14 protein-coding genes, 2 tRNA genes, 1 rRNA gene and 1 riboswitch are annotated in these 23,491 nt (G+C 44.1%); of the genes, 11 read left to right on the forward strand and 6 right to left on the reverse strand.

All coding sequences use genetic code 11. The features are described from left to right. The 3 genes from rrf to L3V36_RS10550 all read left to right on the forward strand — a co-directional run. A 5S ribosomal RNA gene (rrf, locus tag L3V36_RS10540) occupies window positions 1–95 on the forward strand; the annotation flags it as partial. A gap of 67 nt (window positions 96–162) precedes the next feature. Then, a tRNA-Asp gene (locus L3V36_RS10545) sits at window positions 163–239 on the forward strand. A 60-nt stretch (window positions 240–299) separates the two neighbouring features. Beyond that, window positions 300–376 (forward strand) — tRNA-Trp (locus tag L3V36_RS10550). 1,038 nt (window positions 377–1,414) lie between these two features. On the opposite strand, the gene L3V36_RS10555 is transcribed toward L3V36_RS10550, so the two are convergent. Continuing rightward, the gene (locus L3V36_RS10555; RefSeq protein ID WP_017078851.1) at window positions 1,415–2,695 is read right to left on the reverse strand and encodes a sodium:proton antiporter; all 1,281 of its coding nucleotides are present in this window, start codon (window positions 2,693–2,695) and stop codon (window positions 1,415–1,417) included. Between the two features lie 169 nt (window positions 2,696–2,864). On the opposite strand from L3V36_RS10555, the gene metH reads away from it, so the two are divergent. After that, window positions 2,865–6,542, forward strand: coding sequence for a methionine synthase (gene metH / locus L3V36_RS10560; protein WP_102456369.1), 3,678 nt, complete (start codon window positions 2,865–2,867; stop codon window positions 6,540–6,542). A gap of 108 nt (window positions 6,543–6,650) precedes the next feature. On the opposite strand, the gene lysC is transcribed toward metH, so the two are convergent. After that, window positions 6,651–8,018, reverse strand: a complete 1,368-nt coding sequence (lysC, locus tag L3V36_RS10565; protein WP_004735980.1) for a lysine-sensitive aspartokinase 3 — start codon at window positions 8,016–8,018, stop codon at window positions 6,651–6,653. A 109-nt stretch (window positions 8,019–8,127) separates the two neighbouring features. After that, window positions 8,128–8,305: riboswitch (Lysine riboswitch) on the reverse strand. Window positions 8,306–8,481: 176 nt separating this feature from the next. On the opposite strand from lysC, the gene L3V36_RS10570 reads away from it, so the two are divergent. Further along, complete coding sequence (locus L3V36_RS10570) at window positions 8,482–9,621, forward strand: alanine--glyoxylate aminotransferase family protein (protein ID WP_065606694.1); 1,140 nt, start codon at window positions 8,482–8,484, stop codon at window positions 9,619–9,621. 104 nt (window positions 9,622–9,725) lie between these two features. Here L3V36_RS10570 and L3V36_RS10575 read toward each other — a convergent pair whose 3' ends face one another. From L3V36_RS10575 to L3V36_RS10590, 4 genes are all read right to left on the reverse strand, one after another. Continuing rightward, window positions 9,726–11,489 carry a PglL family O-oligosaccharyltransferase gene (locus L3V36_RS10575; protein WP_208774762.1) on the reverse strand — a complete coding sequence of 588 codons (1,764 nt, stop codon included), beginning with the start codon at window positions 11,487–11,489 and terminating at the stop codon, window positions 9,726–9,728. 96 nt (window positions 11,490–11,585) lie between these two features. Beyond that, window positions 11,586–14,417 (reverse strand): excinuclease ABC subunit UvrA, encoded by a 2,832-nt coding sequence (uvrA, locus tag L3V36_RS10580; protein ID WP_102576015.1) that lies wholly within the window; start codon window positions 14,415–14,417, stop codon window positions 11,586–11,588. Window positions 14,418–14,663: 246 nt separating this feature from the next. Beyond that, complete coding sequence (gene galU / locus L3V36_RS10585) at window positions 14,664–15,536, reverse strand: UTP--glucose-1-phosphate uridylyltransferase GalU (protein WP_004735975.1); 873 nt, start codon at window positions 15,534–15,536, stop codon at window positions 14,664–14,666. A 157-nt stretch (window positions 15,537–15,693) separates the two neighbouring features. Beyond that, window positions 15,694–16,341: a LuxR C-terminal-related transcriptional regulator gene (locus L3V36_RS10590; protein WP_017084684.1), complete on the reverse strand. Its 648-nt coding sequence runs from the start codon at window positions 16,339–16,341 to the stop codon at window positions 15,694–15,696. A 278-nt stretch (window positions 16,342–16,619) separates the two neighbouring features. On the opposite strand from L3V36_RS10590, the gene L3V36_RS10595 reads away from it, so the two are divergent. The 6 genes from L3V36_RS10595 to mshL all read left to right on the forward strand — a co-directional run bounded on the left by L3V36_RS10595 (window position 16,620) and on the right by mshL (window position 23,463). Then, entirely contained in the window at window positions 16,620–17,186 is a 567-nt protein-coding gene (locus L3V36_RS10595) for a single-stranded DNA-binding protein (RefSeq protein ID WP_017078845.1), read from the forward strand. A gap of 161 nt (window positions 17,187–17,347) precedes the next feature. Beyond that, on the forward strand, window positions 17,348–19,363 hold the full coding sequence (csrD, locus tag L3V36_RS10600; RefSeq protein WP_004735952.1) for an RNase E specificity factor CsrD: 2,016 nt from the start codon (window positions 17,348–17,350) through the stop codon (window positions 19,361–19,363). Window positions 19,364–19,365: 2 nt separating this feature from the next. Continuing rightward, window positions 19,366–20,808 (forward strand): MSHA biogenesis protein MshI, encoded by a 1,443-nt coding sequence (locus L3V36_RS10605; protein ID WP_102576014.1) that lies wholly within the window; start codon window positions 19,366–19,368, stop codon window positions 20,806–20,808. Further along, window positions 20,808–21,455 (forward strand): type 4a pilus biogenesis protein PilO, encoded by a 648-nt coding sequence (gene pilO, locus L3V36_RS10610; protein ID WP_017092364.1) that lies wholly within the window; start codon window positions 20,808–20,810, stop codon window positions 21,453–21,455. Before L3V36_RS10605 ends, pilO begins: the two co-directional genes overlap by 1 nt. Further along, window positions 21,448–21,780 carry a hypothetical protein gene (locus L3V36_RS10615; RefSeq protein ID WP_004735948.1) on the forward strand — a complete coding sequence of 111 codons (333 nt, stop codon included), beginning with the start codon at window positions 21,448–21,450 and terminating at the stop codon, window positions 21,778–21,780. The genes pilO and L3V36_RS10615 overlap by 8 nt, the downstream gene beginning before the upstream one ends. A gap of 15 nt (window positions 21,781–21,795) precedes the next feature. Further along, window positions 21,796–23,463, forward strand: a complete 1,668-nt coding sequence (mshL, locus tag L3V36_RS10620; RefSeq protein WP_017096093.1) for a pilus (MSHA type) biogenesis protein MshL — start codon at window positions 21,796–21,798, stop codon at window positions 23,461–23,463. Window positions 23,464–23,491 lie beyond the last annotated feature (28 nt).

Below are 23,491 nucleotides of genomic sequence, written 5' to 3' on the forward strand. Positions count from 1 at the left end.
GACCCACCTGATTCCATGCCGAACTCAGAAGTGAAACACAATAGCGCCGATGGTAGTGTGGGGTTTCCCCATGTGAGAGTAGGACATCGCCAGGCTTTAAATTAAATCTTTAGGTTGACCAACCTGGAGATATGGACGCTCACTTAGTGAGTTGACCACTGCGGAGTGGTAGTTCAGTTGGTTAGAATACCGGCCTGTCACGCCGGGGGTCGCGGGTTCGAGTCCCGTCCACTCCGCCACTTATTCGATAACCTCGCCTAGTGCGAGGTTTTTTCGAATCTGAAGTAATAAAAAGTTTTAGGGGTGTAGCTCCAATTGGCAGAGCAGCGGATTCCAAATCCGCGTGTTGGGAGTTCGAATCTCTCCACCCCTGCCATATTTGAAGCCTCAGCAGAAATGCTGGGGCTTTTTTACGTCTGTTGCTTATTCGAAGCAATGTTGTGAGCTGGAACGCCAGCCCAGTCGAATCTCCGGAGTGCCGGCTCAGTCCACCCCTGCCATATATAAGGCTCTAGACTGCGCGTCCCAGCAGAAATGCTAAAGCCTTTTTACTTTCTAAATCTAATATACGCTATTAGCAGAGCCGCGGATTCCCCGACTTACCAAAACAGCGCATGTTGTAGTCTAAACCTCTACTCCTGGCATATACGAAGCCTCAGCAGAAATGCTGAGGCTTTTTTGCATCTGTTGCTTCTAGAAGCAATGTTGGGAGAACTAGGCGAGTCCCAGGTTCAGGTTCGCCAGCCCAGTCGACTCTCCGGAGTACTGGCTCAGTTCAGTCCTACCATATTTAAGGCTCTAGACTGCGCGTCCCAGCAGAAATGCTAGAGCCTTTTTTATGCCTGTCACCTTTAATGTAACGCTAGAAGTATTAAGTGCTCCTTTAGCTCCCCCTATTTAATCGAATCGCTTAATACCTACTAAATACAACCTTGCCGTATTTAAAGGCTTAGTCGAACACTAGAGCTTTCGTTCAGCACTCATCTCGCTCCGTAGTTTCTGGTAGTGACTAAAGCTATACCTGTTAGGCCTTGAGTCTAATTATTTTTCCGGAAGGAATGCTTATACAACTGAAGTCTGTTCTAAAGTGGGTAGACTCGCTTGCGTTGCAAAAAACGAGTTCTTTGCATAGCCTCACTTCCGGAAAGATTGCTGGCTAAGAGCGTTTTATAATATCGTCGGCAGCGTGATTAAACACCATTCGTCTTCGCTTTAGTCCCGATTAAATCTAATGTTTACCCAACATAAAGGCTTTTGGTTGCTTCAATAACAGTGCAGTAAACGCCGTGGTAAGTTCTATTGTTCATGTATACCTTTCAGCTAGATTTTCAGTGAGGGAATCGGCGAATCTGACTTTCATTAGATATAAAAAAGGCCACCTAAATTAGGCAGCCTAGTTTTATATTTTTCGGTGTTAATCCAATTCTTTCTCAGCTTGTTTCGCTTTCTCTATCATTGGAGTAATTGTTGAACCTTGGACTAAGATTGAGAACACAACGACAGCGTATGTCATGACGAGGATTATCTCTTTAACATCTATTGCCTTGTCTTCAATCACCCAGATACCTGAAGGAATTGAAAGTGCCATGGCTAGAGCTAGACCACCACGCAAACCACCCCAAGTTAAGATCTTGATTGACCAAGGGTTGTAAGTTCTAAAGCGTTTGAATCCGATATAAGATAAGAAAACACTTAGGTAGCGTGCGCTTAGTACTAGAGGTACTGCGAACGCCATTAAGATCCAGTCTTCTTGGTGGAATTTGAATAGCAACATCGACATACCGATCAATAAGAACAATACGCCATTTAAGAATTCATCTATCAATTCCCAGAAGTGGTCTAGGTGATCCTCACTCTCTTTCGAGAATCCAATAAAGCGCGTCCAGTTACCAATCATGATACCTGATACCACCATTGCTAACGGTCCTGATACATGTAGGACTTCAGCAAAGGCATAACCAGCTGTCGGAATACCTATGGTTAATAGCAGCTCCATCGAGTGGTCATCGGTGTTGCTGATTAGGTAATGGAATATTAAACCTAGAACAAAGCCATAGACGATACCACCGATAGCCTCTTGGACGAATAACATGGTCACGCTACCTACAGTCGGTGCTTCTGTTCCGAACGCAATGGTAAATAGGGTAACGAAGATCACTAGGCCAAAACCATCGTTGAATAGAGATTCTCCCTCGATTTGAGTAGAGATTCGTCTGGGAGCATCGAGCTTCTTCACTATTGCTAATACAGCGATTGGATCGGTTGGAGAGATTAGAGAACCAAAAAGTAAGCAATAAATTAAGTCAAATTGAATACCGATAAACTGACAGAATCCATACAGTACAAAGCCAATAAAGAATGTCGAAAATAGTGTAGCGCCAAGAGCGAGTACCGTTATTTCCCATTTCTGATCTTTTAGATTAGGTAATTTAATCCCCAAACCACCTGCAAAGAGTAAGAACCCCAGTATTCCTTTCAGGAGGAAATCTTCAAAGTTGATACTGGCAACGGTTTCTGAGGCGATGTCAGCCAATTGGAACCAATTGTTTTGTCCCGCAATGATAATTAATAGAGATAACATCATTGAGCCAGCTGTAATGGCGATGGTTGTCTGCATTTTACCAATTTTGGTATTCACGAAAGCAATAAGCATGGCAGCTGCGGACAAGAAGCATAAGGTGTAATAGACCGACATTGGGATCCCAACATGTAACAAAGTATGAATATGAATTTTCGTTGTCTCATGCTCAAATAGCAAACATTTTTTTGTCATGACTTGGTAATCAATTTCATCTTTTAGACGTCTAGACTCCTTTTTAATGTGTGGTAGGATGGAGAGATAATTAAAGGAATGAGGTTGTACCGTGGGAAGTAATGTAAGGCAAAAGATTGACGCTCTGTTGAAGCAACGAATTTTACTGATTGATGGTGGCATGGGTACCATGATTCAGGATTATAAATTGGAAGAGCAAGACTATCGTGGTGAGCGCTTTGCTGATTGGCATAGTGATTTAAAAGGTAACAACGACCTTTTGGTACTTACACAACCTAAGCTTATCAAAGATATCCATATGGAATATTTGGAAGCCGGTGCTGATATCCTCGAGACCAATACCTTTAACTCTACAACCATCGCTATGGCCGACTACGATATGGAAAGCCTTAGCGAAGAAATTAACTTTACAGCTGCAAAATTAGCTCGTGAAGCGGCAGACGAATGGACGGCAAAGACCCCAGACAAACCTCGTTTCGTAGCGGGTGTGTTAGGTCCAACTAACCGAACTTGTTCTATCTCCCCAGACGTTAATGATCCGGGCTATCGTAATGTTAGCTTTGATGAGCTTGTTGAAGCTTACTCCGAATCGACACGAGCACTTATCAAAGGCGGCTCAGATCTTATTCTTATCGAAACTATCTTCGATACGTTAAATGCAAAAGCATGTTCTTTTGCGGTTGAATCTGTTTTTGAAGAAGTGGGTATTACTCTTCCAGTGATGATCTCCGGTACCATTACTGACGCATCAGGTCGTACGCTTTCAGGGCAAACAACAGAAGCCTTCTACAATGCCCTTCGTCATGTTAAACCTATCTCATTTGGATTGAACTGTGCATTAGGCCCTGACGAACTGCGAGAGTACGTTGGTGAGATGTCTCGTATCTCAGAATGTAACGTTTCCGCTCACCCTAACGCGGGTTTACCTAATGCATTCGGTGAGTATGACCTTTCTCCTGAAGATATGGCTGAACACGTTAAGGAATGGGCCGAGAGTGGCTTCTTGAACCTAATTGGTGGTTGTTGTGGTACGACGCCAGAACATATACGTCACATGGCTGAGGCCGTTGAAGGCGTAACTCCACGTCAATTACCTGATTTGCCAGTGTCTTGCCGTTTATCTGGCTTAGAACCATTAACGATTGCCAAAGAGTCTCTATTTGTAAACGTCGGTGAGCGTACTAACGTTACCGGCTCTGCTCGATTTAAGCGATTGATTAAAGAAGAGCTTTACGACGAAGCCTTGAGTGTTGCTCGAGAGCAAGTTGAGAACGGCGCTCAGATCATCGATATCAACATGGATGAAGGGATGCTAGACGCTGAAGCGTGTATGGTTAAATTCCTTAATCTATGTGCGTCTGAGCCAGAGATCTCGAAAGTACCAGTTATGGTCGATTCTTCAAAATGGGAAGTTATCGAAGCGGGCCTGAAATGTATTCAGGGTAAAGGCATCGTTAACTCTATCTCATTGAAGGAAGGGAAAGAAAAGTTTGTCGAGCAAGCTAAACTGGTTCGTCGTTATGGCGCAGCAGTCATTGTGATGGCGTTCGATGAACTAGGGCAGGCTGATACTCGAGAGCGTAAAGTCGAGATTTGTACCAATGCCTACAATATTCTTGTTGATGAAGTCGGTTTCCCGCCAGAAGATATTATTTTTGACCCAAACATTTTCGCAGTGGCTACTGGTATTGATGAGCATAACAACTATGCGGTCGACTTCATTGAAGCAGTAGGGGATATCAAACGCGATCTTCCGCATGCGATGATCTCGGGTGGTGTGTCGAATGTTTCATTCTCTTTCCGCGGTAATAACTACGTTCGTGAGGCAATCCACGCGGTATTCCTATATCACTGTTTTAAAAATGGTATGGATATGGGCATTGTAAATGCGGGGCAACTTGAGATTTACGACAATGTGCCTGAGGATTTGCGTGAAGCCGTTGAAGATGTGGTTCTAAACCGCCGAGACGACTCAACAGAGCGCTTGCTCGATATTGCGACTGAGTATCTAGAGCGTGCAGTGGGGAAAGTTGAAGATAAATCGGCTTTAGAGTGGCGTACTTGGCCAGTAGAAAAGCGCTTAGAACACTCTTTAGTGAAAGGTATTACCGACTTTATTGTTGAAGATACCGAAGAAGCTCGTGTTAATGCTTCTCGTCCTATCGAGGTAATTGAAGGTCCATTAATGGATGGCATGAACGTAGTTGGTGACCTCTTTGGTGAAGGTAAGATGTTCCTTCCTCAAGTGGTGAAATCTGCTCGTGTTATGAAGCAAGCGGTAGCCCATCTAGAGCCATTTATTAATGCAACCAAAGACGTTGGTGCAACTAACGGAAAAATCTTACTGGCGACCGTAAAAGGCGATGTTCACGATATTGGTAAAAACATTGTGGGCGTTGTCTTGCAGTGTAATAACTACGAAATCATCGATTTAGGCGTAATGGTTTCATGTGAAAAGATCCTTAAAGTCGCTAAAGAAGAGAACGTCGATATCATTGGCCTTTCGGGTTTGATTACTCCTTCTCTTGATGAAATGGTTCATGTGGCTAAAGAGATGGAGAGACAAGGCTTTAAACTGCCTCTTCTTATTGGCGGAGCAACCACATCTAAAGCGCATACAGCCGTTAAGATTGAACAAAACTACTCTGAACCTGTGGTCTACGTAAACAATGCCTCACGTGCTGTTGGTGTGTGTACTTCTCTACTCTCTAACGAACTGAAGCCTGCATTTGTTGAGAAGTTGGATATTGATTACGATCGCGTTCGCGATCAACACAACCGAAAAAAGCCGCGCACTAAGCCAGTCTCGCTAGAGAGAGCGCGTGCCAATAAAGTTGCTATCGATTGGAATGCGTATACTCCCCCTGCACCCGCTAAACCGGGAGTACACATCTTCAAGGACTTTGATGTGGCTACTTTACGTCAGCACATCGACTGGACCCCATTCTTTATGACGTGGTCTTTGGTTGGTAAGTACCCGGCAATTTTTGATCATGAAGAAGTAGGCGAAGAGGCGAAGCGCTTATTTAAAGACGCCAATGATTTATTAGATCGAGTACAAAGAGAGAAGTTGCTTGAAGCTCGTGGTATGTGTGCCATGTTCCCAGCGAACAGTGTTGGCGATGATATTGAAGTGTATACCGATGAATCGCGTACTGAAGTATTAAAGGTTCTGCACAACCTTCGTCAGCAAACCGAAAAGCCCAAAGGATTTAACTACTGTTTGTCAGATTACATTGCGCCAAAAGACAGCGGTAAAGCGGATTGGATTGGTGGTTTTGCAGTAACGGGTGGTATTGGTGAGCGAGAGCTGGCTGATGATTACAAAGCGAAAGGCGACGACTATAACGCGATCATGATTCAGGCGGTTGCAGACCGATTGGCTGAAGCGTTCGCTGAATACTTGCATAAAGAAGTGAGAAAGGACATTTGGGGCTACTCACCTGATGAGAATTTGTCTAACGACGATTTGATTCGAGAGAAGTACCAAGGTATTCGTCCAGCCCCGGGTTACCCTGCTTGCCCAGAGCATACAGAGAAAGGCACGTTGTGGGAGTTGATGGACGTTGAAAAAGCAATCGACATGTCGCTAACCACGAGTTACGCAATGTGGCCAGGTGCTTCTGTGTCTGGTATGTACTTCTCTCATCCTGATGCCCGATACTTTGCTATTGCACAGATTCAACAGGATCAAGTGGATAGCTATGCTGATCGTAAAGGTTGGGATATGTTGGAAGCTGAGAAGTGGTTAGGTCCAAACATTAACTAGTTTGAATCTATAACGGGTTTTGATTCGTAAAAATAAAAGGGTTGCTTAAGAGCAACCCTTTTTGTATCTGTCGTTTGGTGATTTTAAACTAATCGAGCAACCGTCGTTTTATTCAAACAGCTCTTGATGCAGCTTTTGAATCGCTAACTTGGAGACAGATTCATCAAGCAAGAAGCACAGGTTATGTGGGCTCGCTCCGTAACAAATCATACGTAGGTTGAAGTCTTCAAGCGTGCCGAATACTTGCTTCGCATAGCCTTTGCTTTCACTCATGTTATTGCCAATAAGAGCAACAAGGCATAGGTCGTGTTCAATATCCACAGAACACAGCTCTTCAAGCTCAATTCGAGCGGCTTCTGGTAGCTGAGGAGCACCACCCGATGTATCTGTTTGATCGAGAGTGAGTGAGACACTGATCTCTGAGGTAGTGATAAGATCGACAGAGATCTTATGCTTAGCGAGGATCTCGAACACTTTTGCGAGGAAGCCATAAGCATGGAACATATTGGCGCTGCGTAGCGTAACCATGGTTTGGTTGCAGCGTAGGGCAAGCGCTCTGAACAGAGGGGAGCTTTCAACTTGTTGACGAATCCATGTGCCACCGAGCTCTGGTGCTTTTGATGAGCCGACAAATACCGGAATTTGATGGCGTAGTGCCGGGACTAGAGTCGATGGGTGTAAGATCTTCGCGCCAAAGTTTGCCATTTCCGATGCTTCGCTGAAGCTGATCTCTGGGATAGGAGATGCTTTCGATGCGATACGTGGATCCGTGGTGTAGATGCCCGGAACATCAGTCCAGATTTCTAAACCAATCGCTTGTACAGATTCTGCAATCAGTGCTGCTGAGTAATCACTACCACCACGACCTAGCGTTGTGGTGTTACCTTCGCTATCGGCGCCGATAAAGCCTTGGGTAACGACAACTTGCTGCTGGCATAGTGGAATCAATTTCTGTTGCGCTAAGGCTGCAATATCTTTTAACTGTGGTTCTGCTTTGCCGAAGTCACCATTGGTGCGCATCACTTCTCTGATATCAAAACGGACAGCGGGTGTGCCACGCTCGCGAATGATTTGAGCGAGGATATGTGTCGACATCAGTTCGCCACATGCCACTAGGTGATCGGTGAGTTTGGTACTGGCTTGGAATGATGCCGCTTCGGCTGCACTCGCAATGTCATCGAGAATACAGTGCACATCTTTTTCAATGCTAATTGGGTCAGCTAGCTGATCAAGAATCGCGTTATGAATGTCAGTCAATTGCGTCAATAATTCCTGACGACGAGTTTTGTCTTGGACACCATTCGCTAGCTCAACCAGCAAGTTGGTGACGCCTGAGCACGCGCTGCTCACAACCAGTTTCGTATTCGAGTTATTTTCAATAATGGCAGCACAACGGCTCATTGCTTCAAAGTTGGCAACACTTGTTCCACCAAACTTAGCGACATTAAAAGAACCAGCTACATTAGATGCACTCACGATATATCTCCCACGACTTCCTAAAATAAAATTACTGTTGGGTAATCCAACGTCCGATGTTTTTCGAAGAGAGTATTTAGAGCAAAAAGAGAGGAATTATTAGAATAGTAACCTCAGAAGCTCTTCACCATATAGAAATGGCGACAGTTGCCGGGATTCAGCCCGCTCAACCGATAATAAAGGTCCTGCATCCTTTTATTATCTCGGCACTGCTCCCCCTTGATGCTTTGTATTGGAAATGCGGTTCCACAAAACATCTGCCTGGGCAGTGCTCCTCTTCTGCTAGATAGCCATTTCATTGAACGTGTTTGCGGTAACAATGTCAATCCGTAACTGGAGATATTTAAAAAATAATTTTAACAATTATGTGACACTGGTGTGACCTCAATACTTTTAGCTAATTGATGACGGTATCGATTTGCTTTAGGGTGGATTGTTCACAACATTAACGTAAGGGATGTACATGTCTAATTTAACACTCACTACTGCTATCGAGAGCTTTTATCCGCCACACCGAACGTTAATGGGGCCGGGGCCTTCAGACATTTCTCCTCAAGTTTTACAGGCCTTGAGCCGTCCAACTATTGGTCACCTCGACCCGTTATTTATCGCGATGATGGATGAACTGAAACAACTTCTTAAGTATGCATTCCAAACAGAGAATGAATTTACGATTGCTGTTTCTGCGCCGGGCAGCGCCGGTATGGAAACCTGTTTTGTTAACTTGATTGAGCCCGGTGAGAAGGTAATTGTTTGTCGCAATGGCGTTTTTGGTGAACGTATGCGAGAGAATGTTGTGCGCTGTGGTGGTGAAGCGATCCTTGTAGATGATGAGTGGGGCAAGCCCGTTTCCGTTGAAAAGGTCGAAAAGGCATTGGCAGAAAACCCTGATGCAGTTGCTGTCGCATTTGTGCATGCAGAGACGTCTACTGGAGCGTTATCGGATGCTCAAGCGATTTCAGCAGTCGCTCGTCAGTTTGATGCGTTGTCGATTGTGGATGCGGTGACGTCATTAGGTGGTGTGCCATTGTTGGTTGATGAATGGCAACTCGATGCGGTGTATTCAGGTAGTCAAAAGTGTCTATCTTGCGTTCCTGGCCTGTCTCCAGTGACTTTCTCTCTACGTGCGGTTGAGAAGATGAAGGCACGTCAAACTCCAGTACAAAGCTGGTTCCTAGATCAAAGCTTAGTACTGGGTTACTGGAGTGGAGAAGGCAAGCGTAGCTACCACCATACGGCACCCGTGAACAGCCTGTATGCTCTGCATGAGTCGTTGGTTTTATTGAAAAATGAAGGCCTGGATAATGCGTGGTCACGTCACCATGCGATGCACCAAGAGCTTAAAGAAGGCGTAGAAGCACTAGGATTAAAGTTTGTGGTTGATGAAGAGAGTCGTCTTCCGCAGCTCAATGCGCTTTATTTCCCTGAAGGAATTGATGAAGCCAAAATCAGAACACAACTTCTAGAAGAATATAACCTTGAAATTGGCGCAGGACTTGGTTCTTTGGCTGGCAAGGCTTGGCGTATTGGTTTAATGGGTTATGGCGCTCGAAAAGAGAATGTCGCTTTGTGCTTAAAAGCGTTGCAAGACGTTTTAAAATAGCGGTAATAAACTCAAGTTCAAAAGAAAAGCGCACGAGAGAACGTGCGCTTTTTTGTGTCTAGACTAAACGTCAATATGGTGAATTAACTCTAGATTCCGTGGCGTCATTTAGCAGAAGAAATGTTGTTTTCAGCTTCCGATATTTTCTTATATTGAACCTTGGAAAAGTCTCTATTTGGGAACAAGAAGCTCGCTTCACTACGAATTTGTTCTGCTTTACTGTGATCGCCCAATCCTTGATACGCAAGAATCAGGTTGCTGTAGAAAGCAGGCCTTGGCTTACGTTTTATGATCTCTAACGACCAATCTATATAAGGTTGGATCAAGCTAGGATCAGCTTTGTAGAGGCCGATATTTAGATAGGTGCTGTATACGTCCCAATCATAGCGATCTTTCCAGACTACAGGGTTCGTTACCTGCTTAAGAATATCCGGGTTTCTGGGTTTAGAAAGTTCAAATTGAGTCAGGACATAATTGGTATGCAGCGCGCTCAACATATAGAAACTCACCAAGATCGGAACCACCAAGCTAGACACTCTAAACAGGGTTTTACTAACGATACTAAACGGCTGTTGATAGTGACGAGAAGCTCGTTGATCGACCCAGTAAATCAAGATGATGAATGTTATCCAGTGAATCGCTGAGTGGTAAAAAGGGTACTCGAGCTGAGAATGTAAGAGTATCGGTATAAATAGCGCGAGTAGTGCTAGACGTGTTCCTTTCGCTGAGCTTGTTATGCGTGACATCACCAACACTGCAGCAATCAAGATCCCGATGATTGGTACTATTCCACCTTCAACCCCCCAAAACAGGAACTCATTGTGTGGGTGATCCATTGAAGGAAGGCCGGGATGATAACTTGGGTTGAGTTGATGCTGGCGAGCTGTGTATAGCGTGTACTCGGATTCGAACTTCCCGTAGCCATACCCTGTAAATGGCTTTTCGATCATCATGTCTAGCGCTTGTGGAAAGGTATAAGCTCGTGGGCTTTCTAAGTTAGCCCTTTTACTTGCGAGGCTATCAGTTGTACTGAGGCTGATTACCGAAAAAGCGACCACGATACCGACGAGCACTGATGCGCACCATCCGTAGAAGCGTTTCTTGGTCGAGAATTTGTATAGATAAGGCAGAATGCAGACAAACCCAATGACGGCAGCCAACCATCCGGTACGTGATGCGATGATGATCAGCAAAGGTACGGTTAAGGTCGGGGTTAGGTATAGTAAGAATGACTCGCTAATTTTGTGATTATATTTAGCGGGCTGTCTCGCTAAAAGATACGCTGAAAGCACAAAACCAGTAGCTAAAAAGCTAGCCATTACATTCGGTTGTTGGAATATCCCATAAGGTCGATTAGCCGCAGTGTTGTAACCAAATAGATTGCCGGGTTCCAGTAAGAAATATTGCACGTAACCAAAGAGTGCTTGTATAACCACAGCAAGCACAATGAACCACAACATGCGTTGCTTGTGTTTATTGCTGAACTTAAATTGCTGAAGTACGACGAATAAAGCGAAGCCCGCCCACAATCCCAGTAGCCGACCAGATGCGGCTTGAGGACAGGCGTTACTGTAGAGCGTGGGTAGCGTAAGTATCACGCAACTGATCAGCAAACCAACGGTTAACTTGGAATATTTAAGTACTCGGTTAGTCGCGAGTTGGTAGAAGCCAATTGCTAACGTAAAACTAAGAGCTAACCAAGTGGTTGGGTTAAACGATAACGCAAGGCCTGAGCCTCCAGGATTCGGCATGAAAAAATGCATGGCTAACAAGAATACAACAGCTAAAGAAGCCAGAAATGCTTTATTGAGTGGTAGCTGAGTTACCTGATTTTCTAGTTGGGTACCGCTAGTGTGTATTGTTGCCATAAATCCCTAACCTTATAAAAACAGAGCTTGTTCCTTCTGAAACAAGCTCTGTTACTTTAACATTTTTCTGTCTGCTCGCAGGGCGCTATTTTACACCTACTTCAAATTTAACATAGGCTTAAGGAAGCGAGCAGTGTGCGAACCTTCGACTAACGCCACATCTTCAGGTGTACCTTCTGCAACAATCTCACCACCACCTTGACCACCTTCTGGACCAAGGTCTAAGATCCAGTCTGCTGTTTTGACGACATCGAGGTTGTGTTCAATCACCACTACCGTATTGCCGTGATCACGCAATCTATGTAATACCGTCAATAGTTGCTGAATATCGTGGAAATGAAGACCTGTTGTTGGTTCATCAAGAATGTATAAGGTTTTTCCCGTGTCTCGTTTAGACAATTCACGCGCTAATTTAACGCGTTGCGCTTCACCACCAGATAAGGTCGTCGCTGCTTGTCCGAGGCGAATGTAGGAAAGGCCAACATCCATCAACGTTTGCAGCTTACGAGCGATAACAGGAACAGGGTTGAAGTATTCTCGAGCATCTTCTACGGTCATCTCTAGAACTTCGTCAATGGTTTTGCCTTTGTAGCGAACTTCTAAAGTTTCACGGTTATAACGCTTACCTTTACACACATCACACGGCACATACACATCTGGCAAGAAGTGCATCTCTACTTTGATGACACCGTCTCCCTGACACGCTTCACAGCGACCACCACGAACGTTAAAACTGAATCGACCTGGCTTGTAGCCACGAGATCGTGATTCTTGGGTACCGGCAAATAACTCACGAATTGGCGTGAAAATACCAGTGTAGGTTGCAGGGTTTGATCTAGGGGTGCGACCGATAGGGCTTTGATCAATATCGATCACTTTGTCGAAATGCTCTAAGCCTTTTATCTTTTTGTGCTGCGCCGGAACTGCGGTTGTTGCACCGTTTAATTGAGTGTGAGCGACTTTAAAGAAGGTGTCATTGATTAGAGTCGATTTACCTGACCCCGATACACCCGTAATACAGCTGAACAAGCCTACAGGGATCGTAGCAGTGACATTCTTTAGGTTGTTCCCAGTCGCGCCAACGATCTCGACGACCTTTTTCTTGTCGATAGGCGTTCTTTGTTTTGGTATCGCAATTTCTTTGGCGCCGCTCAGGTATTGCCCGGTTAAAGAATTCGGGTTTTCGATGATGTCTTGCATGGTGCCTTCTGCGACCACGTGTCCACCATGCACACCCGCACCTGGGCCGATATCGATAACATGGTCAGCACAACGGATTGCGTCTTCATCATGTTCAACAACAAGCACGGTATTTCCTAGATCTCTGAGGTGAACCAAAGTTTGCAGTAGACGTTCATTATCGCGCTGGTGGAGGCCAATTGATGGTTCATCGAGTACATACATAACACCCACTAAACCAGCACCAATTTGACTTGCTAGACGAATCCTTTGCGCTTCACCACCAGACAGTGTTTCTGCACTGCGTGATAAGTTCAGATAATTCAAACCAACGTTCACCAAGAAATGCAGACGATCATTGATCTCTTTCATTACTTTATCAGCGATCTGACCACGCTGGCCGCTGAGCGATAAGTTTTGGAAAAACTCTAGTGCATCAGCAATGCTGAGCTGAACGATTTCTGGCAGTGTGGTATCGCCAATGAAGACATTTCGAGCTTCTAATCTTAAGCGCGTACCATCACAGCTAGAACACGACTTCGTTGATATGTACTTGGCAAGATCTTCACGCACCGCGCTAGATTCAGTGTCGCGGTAACGGCGTTCCAGCGTATTTAAAATACCTTCAAATGGGTGACGTTTGACTCGGATATCACCACGATCATTGATGTATTTGAATTCAACTTCAGTTCTACCAGAGCCCTTGAGGATGATATCTTGAGTTTTCTTTGGTAAAGAGTTGAACGGAGCATAAAGATCAAAACCATAATGGTCTGATAGCGACGTTAGCATCTGAAAATAGTAATAATTCTTTTGATCCCAGCCTTTTATTGCACCTTCTGCAATGCTTAGGCTCTCATCTAAAATCACTCGACTTGGATCAAAATATTGTTGAACACCAAGTCCATCACAAGTACCACATGCACCTGCAGGATTGTTGAATGAGAATAGGCGCGGCTCAAGTTCTTGCATGCTGTAGCCACACTTTGGACAAGCAAAGTTAGCTGAGAACACGATCTCTTCTTGTTCTTTATCATCCATCCAACCGACAACTGCGATGCCACCAGAGAGCTCTAATGTGGTCTCGAACGATTCGGCTAAACGTTGTTGAAGATCAGGACGAACCTTGAATCTGTCTACCACAACTTCAATGGTGTGCTTCTTGTGCAGTTCCAATGTGGGTGGATCGGACAAATCACAAGTCTCGCCATCAATACGAGCTCGGATAAAGCCTTGCGCAGCGAGGTTTTCCAGTGTCTTTACATGCTCACCTTTACGTTCTTTGACGATCGGTGCCATCAGCATCATCTTTGAGCCTTCAGGCAGTTCTAATACCTTGTCGACCATTTGGCTGATGGTTTGCGCTGCGAGGGGGATATTGTGATCAGGGCAGCGTGGCTCGCCGACTCGCGCGTACAATAATCTAAGGTAGTCATAGACTTCAGTGATGGTACCGACGGTTGAACGAGGGTTGTGAGAGGTCGACTTTTGTTCTATCGAGATGGCTGGAGATAAACCTTCGATGTGGTCGACATCGGGTTTTTCCATAAGAGATAGAAATTGACGGGCGTAAGCCGACAAAGACTCAACATAACGACGTTGACCTTCCGCATAGAGAGTATCAAACGCAAGTGACGACTTTCCTGAACCTGATAAACCAGTGATAACCGTCAGCTTATCACGGGGTATGGTTAGGTTAATGTCTTTGAGGTTATGCGTACGAGCGCCTCTAATTTCTATTTTATCCATCTCAATAGACCATGTAATTTTAAGTGGCTAAAGTATTACATAGAGTGAGATTTGTGCAAAGTTTTACTGGATAAAAAAACAGTAAACAAAAAAGGGCGACTCTTTTGAGTCACCCTTGGAATCATTTAATGTGCTGTTAACTAACCGCTAATTGCTGTTAACTCAATAGCTCAATAGCTCAATAGCTCAATAGCTCAATAGTTAAGCCGATCAATAGCTAAACAGCGAGTAAGCCAAAATTAGCGATTAAGCTTCTTTTGTTGTTGAGTGCTTACCTAGCTCGATTTGTTGCTGGTCTTTTTTGTATAGGTTTTCAAAGCAGTAATTTGTTGCTTCGATGTAGCCTTCAACACTACCGCAGTCAAAACGTTGACCTTTAAATTTGTAAGCCAACACACAACCTGCTTTTGCTTGTTTTAGCAATGCATCAGTGATTTGGATTTCGCCGCCTTTGCCTGGTTCAGTCTGCTCGATAAGCTCAAAGATATCTGGAGTCAGAATGTAACGGCCAATGATTGCTAGGTTGCTTGGCGCAGTGCCTGGTTCTGGTTTTTCTACCATGTCATCAACACGGAAAAGATCATCTTTAATCATTTCGCCAGAGATAACGCCGTACTTGTGTGTTTCGTTTTCAGGTACTTCCTGTACAGCAACGATTGAGCAACGGAACTGTTTGTATAGTGCAACCATTTGAGCCAGTACGCCTTGCTGTTCGTTAACACAAAGGTCATCAGCAAGCACTACTGCAAAAGGTTCATCACCCACAAGCTCGCGACCCGTCAAGATAGCGTGGCCAAGGCCTTTCATTTCACGTTGACGAATGTACGTGAAGTTTGCTGCTTCAATCGTCTCACGGATATTGATCAGCAAATCTTCTTTATTGGTGCCGCTGATCTGGTGCTCAAGCTCATAGTTCTTATCAAAGTGGTCCATCAATGAATGCTTACCACGGCCAGTCACGATGCACATACCATCCATACCGGCTTCAATTGCTTCTTCAACGCCGTATTCAATCAGAGGTTTGTTTACGACAGGCATCATTTCTTTCGGCATTGACTTAGTTGCAGGTAAAAAACGTGTACCGTAGCCAGCTGCCGGGAAAAGGCACTTTTTGATCATGATAAGACCCTTTATCTATAATAATTATTGATTCAACCTGAATGGTTGATATTTCTGAGGGCAACTCTAGCATAAGTTATGTCGAAAATTCAGCAACAATCCGTATGGTTCACTAGAGTTTTCCTCAAAATTATCGTCAGTTTAAGAGGCTGATCAATTATGCAAGCAAGTTCTGGTTTGCCCATGCAATAGCTTGGACTCTATTCTTAACGGCTAACTTACGAAATATTTGATAAAGATGAGATTTGACGGTGAATTCGCTAATAAACAAGTCATCGGCTATTTGCGTGTTTGATGAGCCTGATTGAAGGCAGCGAATCACTTGCAGCTCTCTAATGGTTAAGTCGACATTAGTAGGGGTGGTATTGGTGCTCACGATATTTCGATAGTAGAAGAGTAATTGGCTTGCCACTTTTCTAGGTAGCCAGTTGTCTCCATTAATGACCTCTTCAAGCCCCTTCGCTATTTTGGCTTTCTCTTCAGAGTTGTAAAAGAGACCTTTTAATACGCCAAACGTAATCAACTCCGATGTGGGAAGAGCTTTGGGGACGTTGAATAGAATGATCTCATGATTTTTCCACATCACAGGTAGATTTGGATGAAGGTTGATTAATCGAGGCACCTCTTTGTAATCAACCAGTAAAATTCGGTTGCTCTGCTTTCGATCAAATAACATCAAATCGTCCGGTGTCATTTTGTAGAGAATAATAGATAAGTGCTTTTCTATCTCTTTTACATGTAGATAGGTGTCGTTTGGGTCGATGCACAGAAAATGCAAAGTGCGAGCGTATCGAGATTTTCTCATTGAAATTCCTTGTTGAACTGGGATGAGATTTCACGTTGTCATGCATGCTTTCGCTTCTCTAGCGCCTTAATGGTGACTTGCGTTGAATATCAATTATCAAAGTAAATGAGTGGTTTGTAAGTGGAGAAAAAAGCAACATCGCTCTGAATATCATGATTTGTTACGTTTTTATTCTTTGTAGTGAGGCGAGAATAGGAATGCGATTTATCACTGCAGAAAAGCATGCTATTCTTGTGCGCTAAAATTTTCTGAGACTATGAATTTAGACGGAGCAAATCATGGCTAGCCGTGGAGTTAACAAAGTTATATTAGTGGGTAACCTAGGTAATGACCCTGAAATTCGTTACATGCCCAATGGCGGTGCAGTAGCGAACATTACCATTGCAACGTCAGAGTCATGGCGTGATAAAGCAACTGGCGAACAGCGTGAAAAAACAGAATGGCACCGTGTTGCTCTGTTTGGCAAGCTGGCGGAAGTTGCTGGTGAGTACCTACGTAAAGGTTCTCAAGTTTACATTGAAGGTCAACTTCAAACGCGTAAATGGCAAGATCAAAGCGGTCAAGATCGCTACACAACAGAAGTCGTTGTTCAAGGCTTCAACGGTGTAATGCAAATGCTTGGCGGTCGTGCTCAAGGCGGTGCTCCTGCTCAAGGTGGTATGGGTAACAACCAACAGCAAGGTAGTTGGGGTCAGCCACAGCAGCCACAACAGCAGCAACAAGCACAACAACAATACAGTGCTCCAGCTCAACAGCAGCCGAAAGCACCTCAACAAGCTCCTCAGCAGGCTCAACCTCAATATAATGAGCCGCCAATGGATTTTGATGATGACATCCCATTTTAAGCCCTGTTTTTAATATATTATAAAGACAGTATTAAATTGGAAAAAGCCGCGTTTATCGCGGCTTTTTGTTACCTAGAATTCTTAACGCTTTATTTACAACGTCAATTTATAGTATAAGTAGCAATACGGTATAATGTGAGTTGAAAAGGATTTCGTTATTCATGAGATATACCCCAACACTAAAATTGAGCACTCGATTGGTCGCATTTGTCACTGTGATAGTGATCAGTGCGATGTTCATTCTTTTTATTGGTGGCACACTTTCTTTTAAGCGTATCGGACAGGAATATTTAGACCATTATTTGGTTGGTATTGTCGACGTTGTAGATAAAGAGATGGAAGATCCTGACGCCGCGTATTCGATGCAGCGTTGGATGCCTAAGATGTTGCAGGCGAGCAATATTGTTGAGATGAAACTCTCAAACCAGACTGGCATCGTTTATCGTTTCAAAGATACCTCCCCACAAATTGATCCCAATCGTCTTTATGAAAGAAGCTTCATTCTAGAGCGCAATGAAGGTTATCGAATCGAGTTTAAAGCATTGCCTCCTTATATTGGTTATAGCTACTCAATGGAAGCAATGTGGTCAATTACTTTGGCAGTTGCATTGATCCTTTTCTGTCTGGCTCGTGGTGTTCGTTGGTTGAAGGAACAGTTGATGGGTTCTGAGATCTTGGAAGAGCGAGGAAGAATGATCCTCGCAGGGCAAGTTGAGGCTCATGCAAAGGGAGATGAACTTGAATGGCCATACACGGCAAGTGAAGCCTTGGATGTCTTGATCGAAGAGCTGCAAGATGCTCGTCAAGAAAGAAGCCGCTTCGATACCTTTATTCGTACCCATACCTTCCTAGACAAACTCACAGGCACGGCAAACCGAGTCTTATTCGATAACAAGCTTGAATCGGCTTTGCATGAAAGCGGTGCTCGAGGTGGTGTGTTATTGATACGTATCGACGAATGGGAGCAAGTTCGTGATGTTAATGACAAGCAAATCACTGACGGCTTTATTATCGAAGTTGGCGAAGTATTGTCGAATATTGTTCAACGCTATCCTGATGTTATTTTTTCTCGTTATTACGATGCTGATTTTGCCGTATTTATTCCGCATCAAGGGGCTAAAGATATTGCTACCTTGGCGGCTCAGTGTTTAAGGCAGTTAGATAAACTAACCCCGCCAGAGCCTTTAGATTCTGATAATTGGTGCCATATTGGCGTAACCATGTATACCGAAGGTGAGCGTCACAGTCAGATCATGGATGAAACGGAAACAGCATTAAAGAGTGCCCAGCTGGAGCGTATTAATAACTGGAGCCGTTACCCTAAGCAGAATACAAATGAGTTGGATAGAGGCAGCGTTCGTTGGAGAACATTATTGGATAAAGCGCTGCTTCCTGAAAATTTAGTAATCTTTGCTCAGCGATGTTATCTTATGCCGGAATCTGGTCAAGCTAATGAATTACATAGAGAAATATTCACTAGAATTCAGGATCCTGATAAAGGTTTATTGAAATCGTCTCGATTTATGCCTGCGGTAGAGCAAGTGGGTTATCAAGCTCAAATGGACCAATCGGTTCTAAAGGTTTTGTTGAAATCGCTGAAAGAGTCAACTCAGCCTCTCAACTATTCGGTGAATCTGAATGTTACTCCATTTGCGAATAAACAGCATTTTAAGTGGTTTAGAAGTGAGTTGTTACAGCTCTCTGCTCAGCACCGCTCTCAGCTTGCGTTTGAGTTTCCAGAAGGGCACTTGATTGCCCATCTTGATTATATGAGACCGGTGGCAAAGATGCTGCGAGGTTTAGGGTGTAAAGTTGTGGTTGGCCAAGCTGGACGAACCATTGTTAGCACTCACTATATAAAAGACTTAAAGGTCAATTATATTAAGCTTCATCGAAGCTTAATAAAGAAAATCGATCAAAGGCATGAGAACCAACTGTTTGTCCGAAGCTTAATTGGGGCATGCGGTGACTCTCCAACTCAAGTTATTGCCGTTGGAGTCGAGACTAAACAAGAAAAGAACACCTTGATAGAGTTAGGCATTAACGGCTATCAAGGGAGATATTTCGACGAAGAACAACAAATTATCCCTTTGCCTAATCAAGCTGAAAAGGTCGCGAAAGCGGAATCTGTTGTGAAAGTTGGACGAAGAAATCGATGGCGCAAGAGTAGTAGTTAACAATGAATTTTAAAGCGATTTTAGACAAGATAAAGCCAACGAATAATAAAGGCAGCTCTCAAGTTGTCATGTTAGGCAACGATGCCATTTATATTTCATCGACAGAACAAGAACCTCAAGTAACCAGCACTCCCGTGGTTAATGGGGACTGGGAGAGTGCGCTAAAAAAATCGCTTAGCAGTGAGGCGTTTACCAGTAATAGCCTCCAGCTGATTGTCTGTGCTAACTACTACCAAACCTACCAAATTGATAAACCGGACATTCCAGAGAGTGAATGGTCGGTTGCCCTGCCTTTTTTACTCAAAGATCTTGTCTCTGAAAGAGTGACTGAAATTATCGCGAGTGCGGTCGCGTTACCGACGTCGAATAAGCTGCAAGTATATGTTCTGCCTAAAAAGCTGTTAGACAAGCTTTTGAATATTGCTAACTCGGTTCAGGTTGAATTAATAGGCGTTGCTCCTGAAGATGAAATCTGGGGTTACAGTGCTGGCGAACTGTCTAATTTCATCCTTTTGCAGCGCAGCGCCAATTCACACTTTAAGCTAGGTGCGTTTGTTGAAAATACTGTTTGCTTTCAAAGAACCATCCGTAGTGTTGTTCCACCTTTAACGGGTGTTGCATCAAGCGCTCTGCAGTTAGATGGTCTTGCTCTAGAGCTCCAACGCTCGATTGATTACCTTTCTTCTCAAATTAAAGGTACTCAACTTCATCAGTTGAAAATCTGCTGTGATGAGGAAGATGAGTCTGAGTTACAGGGCGCGTTAAATAACACATTGAGTTCGACAGTTTCTCTACTTGTTGAAGGTGAACGTGATAATTCAGAGGGCTTGTTGGTTAAGCTCGCGGCTGAAAAAGAGGCTTTTAATGTCAATCTTTACCCTGAACATCTCAAGCCTAAGAAAGAATATTTTACGCTGACCAATGTTATTGCGAGCTGGGGGCTTGTTTGTGTGCTGCTACTTGGTAGTTACTTTGTAATGCAGTATCAAGCTTCTAATCTAGATAAAGCCCTAACAGCTTTGCAACATGACTCGAACCAGCTTAACAAGCAAGTTAACCAATTGAATAGTAAGTTAACTCAGCATAAACCGTCTCCAGAGAAAGTGGCGGCAGTTGCGCGTCTCAAACGTGAGACTCAGGCTAAAAAAGAGGCTTTGAAGGCGGTAGGACAATACGACGAATCACAACAAGTCGGGTATTCTGGCGTCATGAATTCCTTAGCTAAATTAGGCCGAAATGACATCTCTCTTTCGCACATCTACATGACTCACGATACTTTAGATCTTAGTGGCTTTGCTCGTAACGCAAATGTGGTTCCTAACTGGATTGGTCAGTTTAAAAGTGAGCTTAATTTAGTTGGACGTGCTTTTGAAAAACTAAAAATTGGTCGCAATGATCAGGATGTGGTGACGTTTGAGCTAAGTACTCGCAGGGAGAGTAAATAATGCAGCAGTGGAACCAGCTCAGCGATAAGTTTCTTGCATTAAGTCAGAGAGAAAAATGGCTACTTTTCGTGTGTGGTTTTGTTGGCCTATTCATGTTGTTGTTCACCTTGTTGGTTGAGCCTGCGTATCTCGATTTACAGGCTAAAAATGCAAAGACGATGAATCTGACTCAGGCAAACCAGAGACAGCAAGGTGAGTTGCTCGTTCTTCAAGCTAAGTTAAACAAAGACCCAGACAAAGACATTAATCGAGAGTACAAAAAACTGCTGGTGGAGAGCCAAGATCTGTCACTTCAGCTTTCCCAGATTGTCGATGGACTGATCACGCCTTCTCAAATGTCTCAGCTATTGGAGAGTGTTCTTAATGCCGGAAATGGACTTAAGCTCGAATCGCTAGAGTCGTTAAAACCAGAAGCGATTTCGAATAATCAAGAGACCAGTGAATATTCAGGCTACTTTCTTCACCCTGTAAGAATGGAATTAACGGGCAGTTACTTTGATATTTCCGCTTATCTTCAAGCGCTTGAGTCTCTTCCTGTCAGTTATTACTGGCGCACATTTCAGTATTCGGTCGAAGAATACCCTAAAGCTCGACTGGTGTTTGAGGTTTACACACTAGGTACTAGACAGGAGTTTATCGGTGGTTAGAACTCTTTTGTTGTCATTACTTTTTAGTAGCCAAATGGCTTGGGCCGAACAGGATCCTACAGCACCATTAGGCTGGTTGACGCCACAACAAAAAACAACGTCAGCTAAAAAGGCGCCAACTCGTTACCGCTTACCTTCTCTAGAAAGCATTGTGTGCAAAGGCGATACACCTTGCTATGCCATTATGAATGGTCAGATTCTCGGTCAAGGAGAAACGATCAGAGGGTACCGAGTTAAGAACATAGATCCAGAATACGTCACTCTGCAGAGAAGCTCTAAGCAGTGGAAATTAGAGATGTTCTCTTTAGATGTTAAGAATAATTAAGGTTAGAGTGAAGACATGCGTAAACTTGTAGTAGCAATCCTAGTGTCATCTTTAGTCGGCTGTTCGATGGGGCATCGAGATCCCGTTGAGATCAAAGAGTCTTTAAACGAATCGATTAATGAAGCGAATAGCAAAGCGCTTCGTGATCTTCCTTCGTCGGTACAAGATGACCTGATGCCTCAGCTTAATTCGGATGCCATGTCTCCGGGTATGGAAACCGTTAAGCGTTTTCGTATTCAAGCTAAAGGTGTTGAAGCGAGAACCTTTTTTGCTAGCTTGGTAAAAGGCACTGAATACAGCGCGGCTATTCACCCTGGAGTGTCTGGAAACCTTACTCTTAATTTAACTGACGTGACGTTAGATGAAGTGTTGGCTGTTGCTCAGGATATGTATGGCTACGATATAGAAAAACGTGGCAAAGTTATTCAGATTTACCCTGCTGGTCTGCGCACGGTTACGATCCCGGTTGATTACTTACAAGTGAAGCGTTCAGGTCGCTCATTGACGACCATCACCACCGGAACGATCTCTAACTCAGATTCGAATTCATCGAGCTCTTCAAGCTCGAACTCAAACTCGTCAAATTCATCCAACTCTTCTAACTCATCGAATTCGACATCGAATGGCGGAACAGAGATTGAAACGACCTCTGAAAGTGATTTCTGGCCACAGCTTGAAGCGGCAGTTGCTCACCTCATTGGTTCTGGTGATGGGCAAAGCGTAGTGGTAACGCCACAAGCCAGCGTGATTACGGTTCGTGCTTACCCTGACGAAATTCGTGAGGTTCGAGAGTTCTTAGGCATTTCTCAGAAGCGTTTGCAGCGCCAAGTTATCTTGGAAGCCAAAATCATGGAAGTGACCTTAAGTGATGGCTATCAACAAGGCATCAACTGGACCAAGATGTTCTCGTCGAATGGTACTAACTATACGATAGGTATGGGCTCTATTGTTAAAGATGCCGCTGGTGCAATTATCCCGGGTACATTGCCAGGTATGGACCCAATCGGTGCTGCTTTAGGTGGTCAATCTAACCTTGTTGTCTCTGGTGGTAGCTTTGAAGCAGTATTGAGTTTCATGGGTACACAGGGTGACTTGAACGTCCTATCTAGCCCAAGGGTGACTGCTGCTAATAACCAAAAAGCAGTGATAAAAGTGGGTACCGACGAATACTACGTAACTGACTTATCAAGTGCAGTTGGTAGTGGTGATAACGCGAATGTGGCCCCTGAGGTTGAGTTAACTCCGTTCTTCTCTGGTATCTCTTTAGATGTGACACCTCAGATCGATGATAAAGGCAGTGTGTTCTTGCATGTCCACCCAGCCGTTATTGAGGTTGCAGAAGAGGTGAAAGAGCTTAATCTTGGTTCAACTACAGGTATTGTTTCACTTCCATTGGCAAAAAGCTCTATTCGTGAATCTGACTCAGTGATTCGTGCACAAGATGGTGATGTTGTGGTGATTGGTGGATTAATGAAATCAAACACCAGTGATATAACGTCGAAAGTCCCATTCCTTGGCGATATCCCAGCACTCGGTCATTTGTTCCGTAATACCAGTCAGTTGACGCAAAAAACTGAGCTTGTGATCTTACTAAAACCAACGATTGTTGGCGTCAACACTTGGCAAACTGAGTTAGAACGCTCTCGAGATCTGCTGCAGCAGTGGTTCCCTGATGAAGAGTAATCGCTCACTTTCTCAATGTAGATTGGCA

The sequence above is a fragment of the Vibrio sp. G-C-1 genome (assembly GCF_021728015.1).
GTDB classification, from domain to species: domain Bacteria; phylum Pseudomonadota; class Gammaproteobacteria; order Enterobacterales; family Vibrionaceae; genus Vibrio; species Vibrio splendidus.